We start from the raw sequence: 12551 nt of genomic DNA, 5'->3' as shown, positions 1-12551 counted from the left end.
TAAACTCCATTCTAGTATCCAGCAAACCATGAAGTATACAAAGTATGAACTCCCTTTGGAAGCGGAATAAGGTTTGAATAACTATTAGTACCTCCATATTCCCTAGGTTGAATATGATTAATTTCAACATTAGTCCAATTATAATTTTGTTGATTATAAGTACTAATATACCAATTTCTAAAATTATTCCTATCAGTTTTCGTCCAACTAACAGGACTGCTTGTCTTGGTCCAATCAGCATTAGGCTCACCAATTGAACTTCCTGATATTGGGTCAGTATAACCTCCAGGGAACTCTCGAGCCATTCTATTTAATAATGTAACTCCGGTCTCAGTTGTTGCGCTAGTTGGGCGTTCTCCAGTAGTATACGCCATTGAATATGTGAATCTAACTTTATAGTATCCAGTTCTAGAAAGATTAATATAGTCTGACGTAGAGCTACCCATAGATGGAAATAACAAACTTTTAAATGATGAAGCTTCTAATCTCATAGAACCACTTCTAGTACTTGCGCGATACAATTGAAATGCTATTGAAACTTGGGAAGGGCTATTACCTGTAATTTTTGAAACAATGGATGACACTCTTATTCTTTTGTTTCCAGCATCAGGCATTGCATCGGAAGTAAAACCAATAGTGCTTACAGAGTTGTTATATACTTCAATATTATTTTTTTCGGTATTATATTTATCTGGAACTTCAATAGTAGGATTTCCATATGCATCAACATGAATAAATATTTCTTGATTATTCTCAATTGGTGTTGGATATACTATACTCTTTTGATTAACGTTTATACTTTGGATACTTTCAGCAAAACTATAAGATGAAAATGAACATAATGAAACAATGAAGATCGTAAAAACTACCAACATTTTTTTAAAAGCAATTTTCATTTGTTCTACCTCCATATTTATGTTTTGTTTTTAATATTTCAAAAAATTAACTATACTCACCTCTCTTTCCATTATTATACTATCATATTTTTCCAAATCGTGACTTTAATTCACATAATATTCATATATATAGTTTCTACTTTAGCCTACAAAAGGAAGTCATAATCCTATTTCTCCTTCTTCGCTGCGTACGCTTCCATAGGAGATTATTACACAATCTAATGTACGGTTTATCTTTAAACTGTTGGCTAAGTTAGCGATATATCTGCGAATGTTGTCGGTGAGATCGGGTAGACATCTGTTCCTGTACCCTTTACTTAAATACTCTTGATCTTTAAGATATTTCATACCTTCCAAGAAGAGAAGCTTTGCAATTATTCCTTCGTGCAGATCTCTTAAGTTATTGATTGCGAATTTTATGTTATTTGAGATGAAGAGATAGTATTTGTAGCTGGTATGACGTTTGTCTTTAAGCACAACGGAATTGGCGGTTACGTCAGCCGTGAGTTCTTGACCTGTATCTCTCTTACCAGCCGTTCCCTCTGCTGTAAGCATCCATACCGTTCTCCATCTGCTGATGAGCGAATTCATAGTTCTTTATGATATCGATACGGTAAAAAGAACCATCGACATCAATAAACAACTTGGCGGCGATAATGTGATTAACTATACTTTTGAACCTCTCAAGAATGAACAAAGTGAGCGGATCGTGAATTACAGTGAAACCGTTGCGCTGGTCTTGGAAGAACTCTATAACTGACAGGAGAAAGAAAAGCTCTCAGCTAAAGGCTTTAACCCTAACGATAATTTTGTTTTTTGGAGCCTCAAACATCTGGGATATCCAATAGCAATTGCGTTTATGCCAGAATTAATGCGTAAAGTATTAGATAACGCTGGCTTACCTAGCAATTTCACTCCACATAGCCTACGTCATACGCACGTATCCTTACTGGCAGAAAATCCAAAAGTAGGGTTGGCTGAGATTCAAGCTCGCATCGGGCACAGAAGTAATTCGAAAACAACTAAACTTATCTATCTGCACATTACAAAACGACGCCAACTACAAATGGGCGACGATTTCGAATGGGTATTAACGGTTAACTGGATAACTCTAGAACACAAATCAGCAAGCTACACGAGTCTTTACGGGTAATTTGCGGGTAAATCAGAATGATTAGAAATGCCTTAATCCCTTTGAAAATACGGTGTTTTAATAAAACACATAAACCTGAATTCCGAAAGTATTGCTCTCTAAAAACATAACAAAGGCTCCGAATCTTTGGTAGAATGGTGTTTGACCGAACAACATCACCCAAAGAAAGGAGCACCTTTTAGGTGAAGTCTACCACACCCATTTATAAAATCAAGACCGAATTTTCCTTGTCCGAGGCAGCGTTGGAGGAAGCAAAGTATTTCTCGACTTCCTGGAAAAAATCAAGCTACCCGAAGCTCTACACGATCTCTTCCAGGGTAAGAAAGCCAGCAATGCTCTTTTCCCGGTTCGCCGGATCTTGCTCTACCTACTCATCGGCTGGATACTGGGCTATGAACGGCTCTTTCATTTTCGTCGTCTGCAGCAGGATTCGCTTCTCCGTCGATTTCTTGGGGGCCGTTGTCCGCACCATTCTCTGTTGTACAAAGAGCTCGCCCGCCTTGGCAAGGGTACTCCCCATGTCCAGCAGCAACTACGCCAGCTTAGTAGTGAAATTATCCGGCCCTGTCTGCCTTCCTCGCTTATTCTCGATCTCGATTCCACCGTAGAGACAGTATACGGAAATCAAGCCAAGGCGGCGAAGGGTACCAATCCCCACAAGCCTGGACGTAAGAGCTACCACCCGCTGCTCATTTTTGAAGGGCAATCCCGGTTGTGTTTGAATGTAGCTTTACGTGCAGGAAATACGCACTCATCGACGGATGCAGTTCCCTTTTTGGAGCAAACGCTCACGCTTTTGAAGGGGAGAACCGTGAAGTATGCCCGCTTTGACAAAGGATTTGGCGGAGAGTCCTTCTACCAGCTTTTCGAAACGCATAAGATCAGCTATACCGGCAAACTCAAATGAACGAAGCGACTGGCTCTTTTGAAGCCAATGAAATCGATCTGCTAGTGAAGCTGTTGGCTTACAACCTCTATGAGCGATTTAAACGGGAATGCTGTGAACCAGTTCACCGGGGTTATACGATTGCCCGATTCAGGCTGGAGTTCTTTCATTGTGCTGGGACGCTAGTCAAGCACAGTCGTCGCATCACGCTGAAGTTGGCAAAGAATTTTGCCCATCACCATACATGGAACCCAATGACGTCTCAAGTATTACTTTCTAGAATGAGCGATCCAAACATTTACATGGAAAAGCTAATGTCCATTCTAATGGGGTAGGGGGAGGTGTATCTTCCGACTCTGATCCCCCTCGATTCTATTGGTAGATTATCCACTTATAGGAAGTATTAATGAATCTGGACTCCTACACTGATCTCGATAATATTCATAAGGCTACGAAGTGTAGGGGTCAGGCTGAGTAAACAGTTCTATACTAAAGAAACGACGTCCAATAGGGCGTCGCTTTTCCTTACTGCAACGAATTAGAACATGCCCGTGATAACATCTATTATCCAAGTCGAATGCAATACGTAAATGGCCTAGATAAGGACCAGTAAGTCATCTCCCAAAGCTGTGCCAAGCCTACTCATAAGAAGATCAGTTCCAAAGAAATGGTATTTGATCGACCTAAGAACAGTTAGGAAAAGTACTATGTCAGAACCTTATAAAATATGCCCACGAAATACCTGTAAATAAAATTTTAAAATTTATATTGCCGAATGAATAAACTCCTGCTAATATAAAAGAGCAATTTGGAAAGTCGGTATTCAATATATTTTGCGAGTCTTTCCAAGCAGATAATTCTTTGACCACTTCCTCTCCCGGGAAGTTAAGGCCATACGGACAGCCGGGTCAAATGCCGATCGGCAACCTCGCGTTGCCTTATTGATTGAGTTAAAAGCTCAAATTTTATAAGTTGGTTACTTTACAACCAGTGCTTATGCACATCAACTTGTGAAACGGTCAATAAGAGTGGTAAAGGCGATTATTTGCTATATAGACTCTGATCAAGCAGGATATATTTGAATATTGAGGGATCTTCGTGCATCGCGGATTTTTTGTGTGTATTTTGCGATGGCATGATGATATATGTCCGATGATTTCTATTGGAGATACTTCATAATCGATATATCTGAAGCAAGTGATGTGTGCGCTAGGCGCATATATTCACTTGTTTTTTTGCGTGTTGACCACAAAAAAAACCATGGAGATAGGAGAAATGAACAATGGGAAAAGCGCTTATTATCGGTTGCGGCGGCGTGGCTTCGGTAGCCATTCATAAATGCTGCCAGAACAGTGAGGTCTTCGAGGAAATCTGCATCGCGAGCCGTACGAAATCCAAATGTGACGCCCTGAAGGCGAAGCTGGATGGAGGCAAGACGAAAATTACAACCGCTCAGGTTGATGCTAACAATGTGGAAGAACTGATCGCGCTGATTGAGGAAGTGAAGCCGGATATCGTCATGAACCTGGCCCTGCCTTATCAAGATTTGACGATCATGGACGCTTGCCTGACAACCAAGACCAACTACATGGATACAGCTAATTACGAGCCGGAAGATACGGCGAAATTCGAATATAAATGGCAATGGGAATACCGTGAGCGCTTTGAGCAAGCTGGAATTACCGCCCTGCTGGGCAGCGGCTTCGATCCGGGCGTGACTGGCGTATTCTCCGCCCATGCTTTGAAGCATCATTTTGATGAAATTGAATGCATCGATATTCTCGACTGCAACGCTGGCGACCATGGGTATCCGTTCGCTACCAACTTCAACCCAGAGATCAATATCCGTGAAGTCACGGCGAACGGCAGCTACTGGGAGAACGGCGAATGGGTTGAGACTGAACCGATGGAGATCAAACGCGTATACAACTTCCCTGAAATCGGGGAAAAGGATATGTATCTGCTGCATCACGAAGAGATCGAGTCGCTGGCTCTGAACATTCCGGGCGTGAAACGCATCCGCTTCTTCATGACCTTCGGTCAGAGCTATCTGACTCACTTGAAATGCCTTGAAAATGTCGGTATGACCTCGATCGAGCCGATTGAATTCGAAGGCAAGCAGATCATTCCGCTGCAATTCCTGAAGGCTGTATTGCCGGACCCATCTTCCCTGGGACCGCGCACGAAGGGCAAGACGAATATCGGCTGCATCTTCAAAGGCAAGAAGGACGGCAAAGACAAGATGTACTATGTCTACAACGTGTGCAACCACGAAGAATGCTATAAAGAAGTCGGCTCGCAGGCTGTTGCTTATACAACCGGCGTACCTGCCATGATCGGAGCGATGATGGTGATGACTGGCAAATGGAATAAACCAGGCGTCTACAACATCGAAGAATTCGATCCTGATCCATTCATGGATGCGCTGAACAAATGGGGGCTTCCATGGCAAGAAAGCTTCGATCCCGAGCTGGTCGATGCTTATCTGGAAGACGCAGCGGCTAAAGACCGGGAAGCGGAGCTGGTTCGCTAAGATGCGTTTTGAAGAACTGCCTACCCCATGCTATGTAGTAGACGAAGCTTTATTGGAGCAAAATCTTAAAATACTAGGCGGTATTATGGAGCGCACCGGTGCCAAGATCATCTTGGCACAGAAGGCTTTCTCGATGTATACGACCTATCCACTGATCGGCCGCTATTTGAGTGGAACAGCATCCAGCGGATTGTACGAGGCTCGGCTAGGCCATGAGGAAATGGGCAAAGAAAATCATTGCTTTGCCCCGGCCTACCGGGAGGATCAGATCGACGAAATTATTAAGCTCTGCGATCATATTATCTTTAACTCCTTCTCTCAGGTGGAGAAGTTCGGTGATCGGGTGCTGGCCGCTGGCAAGAAGATCGGACTGCGAACCAATCCGGAATGCTCGACTCAGGTCGGGCATGACATCTACAATCCTTGTGCCGTCGGTTCGCGATTCGGCGTGACCCGGGAGCATTTCCGCCCGGATCTGCTGGAGGGAATCTCCGGACTGCACTTCCATACGCTATGCCAGCAGAACTCCGACGATCTGGCGACGACGCTGGATGCGGTGGAAGAGAAATTCGGGCCATGGCTGTCGCAAATGGAATGGATCAACTTCGGCGGGGGCCATCATATCACGAGAGAGGATTATGATATCCCCTTGCTGGAGCAATGCATCCGCCGCATGCAGGAGAAGTACGGCTTAGAAGTCTACCTGGAGCCGGGCGAGGCTGTCGCGCTGAACGCCGGCTTCCTGATCACTTCGGTGCTCGATACGATGCAGAACGGGATGGATATCGCCATCCTGGATGCGTCCGCCTCCTGCCATATGCCAGACGTGCTGGAGATGCCTTATCGTCCGCCGCTGCTCGGCTCCGGGGAGCCCGGCGAGAAGCCATATACGTACCGGCTTGGGGGGCCGACCTGCCTCTCCGGCGACAACATCGGCGACTACTCGTTCGATCAGCCGCTGAAGTGTGGCGATCGCCTCGTCTTCGGCGACATGGCGATCTACTCCATGGTGAAGAACACTACCTTCAACGGCATGCCGCTCCCCGCCCTTGTCCTCTGCGACAAGAACGGCGACTACCAGGTGGTGCACGAATTCGGCTATGAGGATTTCCGGATGAGATTGGCTTAGTAGAAGGCGAAACTTCGCTGGCCTTGATTGTTACGAAACTAGGTATCGCTATTTGCCTCAAAAAGGGGGATTTACGAATCTAACGAAACTGGGCATCGCTATTGGGGTTCATTTCTGCCTGGAACCCGAGATTTTAGCCAAATAGCGACATGGTGTTTCGTTAGATTCCCATTCCCCTTATTTTTGCGGAAATAGCGATATGGTGTTTCGTTAGAGATCCGAAACTCATTTTAATTTCTTCAAAAATCTTTTGTTTAATCTTATTTTCTTTTGAAAAATCGCTTTGGTCCGTCTGATCCAAGTTAAACTTGCCAGCTTGCATATTAATCACACTATACTGACCCTTCGTATTTCTCCTCATAAATATTAAGTATTGGCTGCCGTTCTTCATTTCAGTGTAATCTTCAAACGCTATTTTTTCTCTGCCTGTTAAAGTCTGATTCAGGGCAATAGGTTCAATTACTTTTAGAATTGGAGACTCTACCGAGCCTTTTAGAACCCTTTCAACTTTAATTTCTGTTAATGTATAGAAGTCCTCTATAGCCCCTGTCGTGCTAAAAGTAGTAACCTGCATCTCTCGGTCCTCAAAGTCTTTAATCGGGCTTCCAATGACGACCAACTCTGCTCCTGAGAATAATGCCTCACCGGTTGAATACCCCTTATAGTCTGCTTGAATGCTCACAGTGCGAACTGAATGATATATGACAAAATAATAGAAACAAGATGCAATAAGGATTATAGCTGCTAGAGCAATTAGTATAACAGTTCTTTTCCTCCTTAATAGCATAAGGTTATCCTCCTATATATTCATTTCCCCACGGGTATTTTAATTCATCTTCAATATTTAATATGTTCAAACCCAAGCCACTTAACTGATCAATTTCTATGAACATAGATACATCCAAATCTTCAACTTCATACGCCATTAAATCTTGAATCGTACGGAGCAAGACTCTAGAGTTCATTCACTCAAAGATTTGATGTATATAAATCAACTCCATACTACGTAGCGCTTTAATTAATGCTTGCGAAACGCTAAGAATCTGTAATGACAACATCAATATCCTGTATATTTTCCGATTTATAGAAAGTTGGTTACATCAAACAGGTCTCAGCTTGTTCATTTAATCGAGTGCTACAGAAAATGCAGATTCAAGCATAGCGCCAAAGTCACCAAAAATTTCCATAAGCTCACCTGAAGGCTTATCGAGTTCAACAAAACTTTTTTTAGTAGCATTATAACAATACCAAGCAATATCTGAATCTCCAAAGAAAATCAACTCATCTTCGTCTTTAATTGATTCCCATGTTTCATTGGCATCAAAAAAACTGTCCACCTGATTTATTGGCTTAGAATCTAAAAAAATCAGGTCGATCCCATATATTCTAAGTCCATTAAATTCAATTCCGTTAACTGTTTGCAAAAATTGATAGTATTGCTGTGGCAGCACATCTTCACCAAATTTCTCTACTACAGATTTACGAAATCTTGATATCTCATTTTCGTTACCAGGTAAATTCAGTTTTCGATTCCTTTTTTCCCTTATCTTAGAAATACGCTCAACTTGCTCTTTCCACATATAATCACCTTCTTAATTATTTATTCCTTTTTAGGAGGGTAAATGTCTCCTTCTGGAATAGGAAATTCTACTGTTTTACTATCCCCAGGTTTCATATCCTTCGTTAATGAATTCTGTTCATTTGTAATAACCTTGTGATAGGGGTCATTTTTTATTAATACTAAGTTTTCCACATTATTGGTACCTCCCTGATCCAAAGGGATTTTATGATGAACTTGCCAACCATCCGGAACTAATCCAAATTCAATCATATCTTCAATATCACTATCTGAAATTCCAGCCTTTTTTAATTCTTTTATTTTCACAGGATCATTAGCCATAGACTGCATCAAATCTTTTCTGATCTTATTGAAATCCTTTCGCAATTGAGCTGTTTCCTCTGGGCTTCTTTTATTAAACGTGGTCTGTTCTGTTTTAACATTCGGAAGTATAATTTCCCCACCTTTTAATTTTCCGACAAAATCGGGACGACTATCCGTCCCCTCTGCCCTATTCCAATCCAACTCATATTGCTTCCTCTGAATATCGGGACTCTCCGGAGTCTCGATGCGATATGTGTCTGGAACCTTGACTTTCATTCCACCTTCAGTAACCACCACGGCTCCGCCGTTCAGTTTAGGCAGTAGCTCGGAGAGCTGCTTACTCAGTTTGCCGGATATTTTAGCTCCTGACTTAACTGCTCCTTCCACCAACATGAGAGCCAGAAAGGCTTTTACCAAGGCACTCCCATATCGTTTGCTCTCTTCGTAGTTAGCCTTCCCGCTCAATACTTTCTCCTGTAAATCATAGATATCCTGGAACGGGACCACGAACTCTTCTGCAGCCCCTTCTTTCAACGCTTCCTTGATATCCTCCAGGGTAATATCTCCATAGGCGATGGCCTTGGCTAGATCATAATATCCGGGCATCGTCTCTGTCCAGAACTTCGGATTTGTCGGATTGACAGACCAAACCTGCTTTACTAGCCCACTGCCTTCATCCCAAACCTGACTCACGATTCCATCCCCGACTCCTACCGAGGTCATCGCTACCCCAATCCCACTAGTTTCCACACCAGGATCATTCCAATAACCTAGTCCTCTCTCCGCATCTGCCACCTCTATTAGCTCTTTCGTAATCAGCCCATCTACTTCAAATTCCTTACCCTCATGATAACCACTTAATTCACGCCATACGGCAAACAGGGTACTGTGATTATTGGCGATATACTGATAGCCTGCTACAGCAATTAGCAACTCTTGATTATACTCACCGGTGACTTCTCCATGATACAGATTCATATCCTTAAGAAGCTGCTGCATCTTTCGGATGTCTTCCTCAGCGACTAATTGATTGTACTTCTCCAACTGCTGCTCTAGCTGCTGACGGTGCAGTACCTTTACCTCCAGCTCGTCATATTTCTGACGAAGCACATCTAATTCAACTTCTCCCAGCATCCCCTGCTCCAGCAAGGCTCTGATCTCTTCATCATCTAACAGTAGCGATCGATCATTCTTTAACGGATTGTATCTACAGGCCTCCAGTAGCCCACCTTGATAAAAATAGCCCAGATCGATACTATCTTTGTACCATTCGCTCGATACCCCCATTTCTTCAAGTTTCTTCCGCTGGGCTTCGGCATATTGATGAGCCGATTCCATGTATTCACGATGACCATAGGCCTGGTAAACAACATAGGCTTTCTGACTACGAGCGATTTCCGTAAAGGCCTCGGCAATCTTTTCTAACTCCAGCTGGGCTAGTCTCCGTGCCATGGAATCCCCGTTTTGCATCGTTTGCAGAAGGCTGGAAATTCGCGGATCTTCTTTGACGGGAGAAAGACGACCCAGGAGTCCCTGCCGCTGGATCTCTTGAAGCTGCTCGAATAGATTGGAGAACGCGACGGAGTCTGGAAAAGAATTGGTGGGACTGAACAAACGGTTTCCTGTCAAATCCTGCAACGAAGCAAGTGTATTTGGGAGATTCACATTTAGAAAATAGACCCGGGATGTTGTATCCCAGGTCTTGTTCGTTTAGTTATTCAAATCATCAAACATGGAGCCCACCACATTTATATGGATGGAATCCAAATTTTCGATGCCTTGCAGCGTCTTGAGACCTTTATAAGCATGGCCCCCGACGGTCATATCCACTTGGTCGAACCACACTTTGATGTAGTATTTTCCGTTCGGCATATTGGCGTGGGTATACAACGGTACATTGCCCGCATTAACAACGATCGTAATCGTTGACGTTTCCGTGATTTTATACATATGCTGTCCGGCTTCAACGTACTCCCGGTAGTTATAGTTCGTGTATTTGCCTAACGTATATGATTCGCTATACCCTTCAAGCACCATCTTCCAAAACGTATCAGAATCACCGCCGCGCTTATCCGTGTGTTTAATCTCCTCCACTTCTTTCTTGTACCTGGATGAATCCTTGCTTCGATCCAGCACGGTGATCAGAGGGGTAGCGTTCACCGATTTGTTATCCTTAACAGACAAAACACCCGGTTTCCGCTCAAAGCCTCCACCTTTTCTCGTAAGTTCCTCGTTGTTGATATTAACAGGAATCTTCTTATTGTTGATAAACATTAGGTCTGTTTCATAGCGGAAGGATTTAATCAGGCTATTCAGCAGATCTTTATGGTCTCCCGTCATGTCTTCAGGTTTCTCCTTTTTAAACACCTCGGTTGTGACGGTAAAAGTGTAACTCCCTGCAGGATTAAAATAGTATCCCGATTTAATCGGATAATCGTACTCCTGAAGATCCTTGTCTGTTGCAAATACCGCTTTATCATAAAGCTTTTTGTTGTTCTTGCTCTTGGCTGCGGCATCTCTGGCCTGAGCGTACTCATCGCTCATGGAGCTTTTGACGTCCCACTCTACTCTTCCGCTTGCTTGCTGGATAAATTCTCGCTTATATTGTCCTGGAGCTTTCGTCCAGTCGTACTTTTTCCCCTCTGCATCCTGATGGTGCATCCAGCGAATCACATTATAGGGATAGGGTTCATTCGTCCAAAATAGATTCTTAACAACAGAATCCGTTTGATTATCTTCGATTTCGTCACGGTACTCGCGCTTTGGAACATCCTTCATCCCGTTGTATACATACATTTCGTAGGTATTAGGGACTGTATTTGGTAAAAACTTCGCGGTCGCGGTTCCTGTCAGGGTTTCTGATTTCTCCTCACATTTTCTATTCTCGCCTTCACCCGTGCACACCGTATAATAACGCTTATACTCATAGGGTCTGCTTACCGATCCTTCGGTGTGCACTTCCCCTGTCTTGGATAGCGGTACCCCAGGTTTATCCAGGTTAAGCCACTTTTTTCCCAAGGGGTTGTCCCCATAATCTACTCTCCTTATCGTATAGGTCACGATCGGTTTTCGAGTAATCACACTACTAGCCTCATTAATTTGGGGATTATTATGAACCTCGAAATCCCTCAATAATTCCGGCGTCAGATTGGTTACCGTAAGTTCTCCTGTTGCCGTTCCTATCCACTTGGCATCGGGCAAATCGGGTAGCTGTAAGGTAGCCGTACTGCTTGGCAAGTATATTTTCTCTTTCTTGGTGAGCATATCATAAGGAAGCTTGAGCTCTCGGGGAACGATTAATTTCACCGCGCCCAGAATATTAGAGTCTAGAACGTTATTATCAAGTATTACTTCTTCCGGCTGTTTGCCCTCCTCATTTACCTTGAACTGAATTCGCACATCACTTTCTGGCATGGTAAATGAGACGGTGAGACGTCTTTTCTCGGTTTTGGAAATGGCGATTTCGCCCGATTCGGCTGCGACGCCGCCGCTGAACTTCAACTGATTCTCCGCTGCTGTCAAGGGCAACCCATCGCTCTTACGGGTAACATTCCACGAAAACTGGGTAGTTTCCCTTTTCGGGAACGTCGACCGCAACCATACGGAAACCTGAACTTCTTCCCCGGCCATCGCTCCCGATGGCAAATCAATAAACTCCGCTGAAATATCATCCGGTTTCGTATTAATGAACGCAGCGATCGGCACATCCATATAAGTACCGACCTTTAGGTACACTCTCCCAAATCCCTGGGACAGATAGGTTGGCGGTTGAATGACGTGAACATATTTAATCCAGCCGCCTTTGGGGGCAGTGCCCTTGTCATACACCGTTTTTGTAGCGTATTGTTTATTTTGATTATTGTACATGAGGTTTGCGCCGTAAGGTTCTTCGCCGTATTCTGCATTAAGGGCTTCGATGATTTTGCCTTCGAAGGTTTCGCCGCCCAGGTATTCGGTGAGTTTTTCGGGTGGTTTTGAACCGAAATTCGTTGGAAAGTCATCAAACATATCCTCAAACTTCTTGGGTATCCAAGGAGTTCGTATAAATTGAAAGTTCTGAATCTTTGTACCA

Annotated in this window: 9 protein-coding genes and 2 pseudogenes; 5 read left to right on the top strand and 6 right to left on the bottom strand. The window is 43.7% G+C overall.

Translation table 11 applies throughout. The annotated features are described in order from the left end of the window. Positions 1–11: 11 nt before the first annotated feature. Together BFJ94_RS20560 and BFJ94_RS20555 are read right to left on the bottom strand one after the other, a co-directional pair. Entirely contained in the window at positions 12–896 is an 885-nt protein-coding gene (locus tag BFJ94_RS20560) for an HNH endonuclease signature motif containing protein (RefSeq protein ID WP_120464311.1), read from the bottom strand. A 159-nt stretch (positions 897–1055) separates the two neighbouring features. Continuing rightward, positions 1056–1451 carry a hypothetical protein gene (locus tag BFJ94_RS20555; RefSeq protein ID WP_120464310.1) on the bottom strand — a complete coding sequence of 132 codons (396 nt, stop codon included), beginning with the start codon at positions 1449–1451 and terminating at the stop codon, positions 1056–1058. A 22-nt stretch (positions 1452–1473) separates the two neighbouring features. Between BFJ94_RS20555 and BFJ94_RS25470 the strand changes: the two genes are divergently transcribed. The 5 genes and pseudogenes from BFJ94_RS25470 to nspC all read left to right on the top strand — a co-directional run bounded on the left by BFJ94_RS25470 (position 1474) and on the right by nspC (position 6597). Continuing rightward, complete coding sequence (locus BFJ94_RS25470; RefSeq protein ID WP_162944353.1) at positions 1474–1656, top strand: site-specific integrase; 183 nt, start codon at positions 1474–1476, stop codon at positions 1654–1656. Positions 1657–1698: 42 nt separating this feature from the next. After that, positions 1699–2049: pseudogene (locus BFJ94_RS26230) on the top strand (tyrosine-type recombinase/integrase); the annotation flags it as partial. A 182-nt stretch (positions 2050–2231) separates the two neighbouring features. Next, positions 2232–3270, top strand: a pseudogene (locus tag BFJ94_RS20545) (transposase). Between the two features lie 947 nt (positions 3271–4217). Continuing rightward, on the top strand, positions 4218–5468 hold the full coding sequence (locus tag BFJ94_RS20540) for a saccharopine dehydrogenase family protein (protein WP_120464308.1): 1251 nt from the start codon (positions 4218–4220) through the stop codon (positions 5466–5468). Position 5469: 1 nt separating this feature from the next. Then, on the top strand, positions 5470–6597 hold the full coding sequence (gene nspC / locus BFJ94_RS20535; protein WP_120464307.1) for a carboxynorspermidine decarboxylase: 1128 nt from the start codon (positions 5470–5472) through the stop codon (positions 6595–6597). Between the two features lie 160 nt (positions 6598–6757). Here nspC and BFJ94_RS20530 read toward each other — a convergent pair whose 3' ends face one another. The 4 genes from BFJ94_RS20530 to BFJ94_RS20515 all read right to left on the bottom strand — a co-directional run. Continuing rightward, the gene (locus BFJ94_RS20530; protein WP_120464306.1) at positions 6758–7384 is read right to left on the bottom strand and encodes a hypothetical protein; all 627 of its coding nucleotides are present in this window, start codon (positions 7382–7384) and stop codon (positions 6758–6760) included. Between the two features lie 337 nt (positions 7385–7721). Then, positions 7722–8177: a YrhA family protein gene (locus BFJ94_RS20525; RefSeq protein WP_120464305.1), complete on the bottom strand. Its 456-nt coding sequence runs from the start codon at positions 8175–8177 to the stop codon at positions 7722–7724. 20 nt (positions 8178–8197) lie between these two features. Further along, positions 8198–10108 (bottom strand): HNH endonuclease signature motif containing protein, encoded by a 1911-nt coding sequence (locus BFJ94_RS25940; protein WP_240431922.1) that lies wholly within the window; start codon positions 10106–10108, stop codon positions 8198–8200. An 81-nt stretch (positions 10109–10189) separates the two neighbouring features. Beyond that, positions 10190–12551, bottom strand: a 2362-nt coding sequence (locus BFJ94_RS20515) for a hypothetical protein (protein WP_205571044.1), incomplete at its 5' end; no start/stop codon positions are given.

It is taken from the genome of Paenibacillus aceti (assembly GCF_003614185.1).
In the GTDB taxonomy this organism is placed as follows: domain Bacteria; phylum Bacillota; class Bacilli; order Paenibacillales; family Paenibacillaceae; genus Fontibacillus; species Fontibacillus aceti.
Note: the sequence above shows the minus strand (reverse complement) of the source record. Positions and strands in the feature narration are given on the sequence as shown.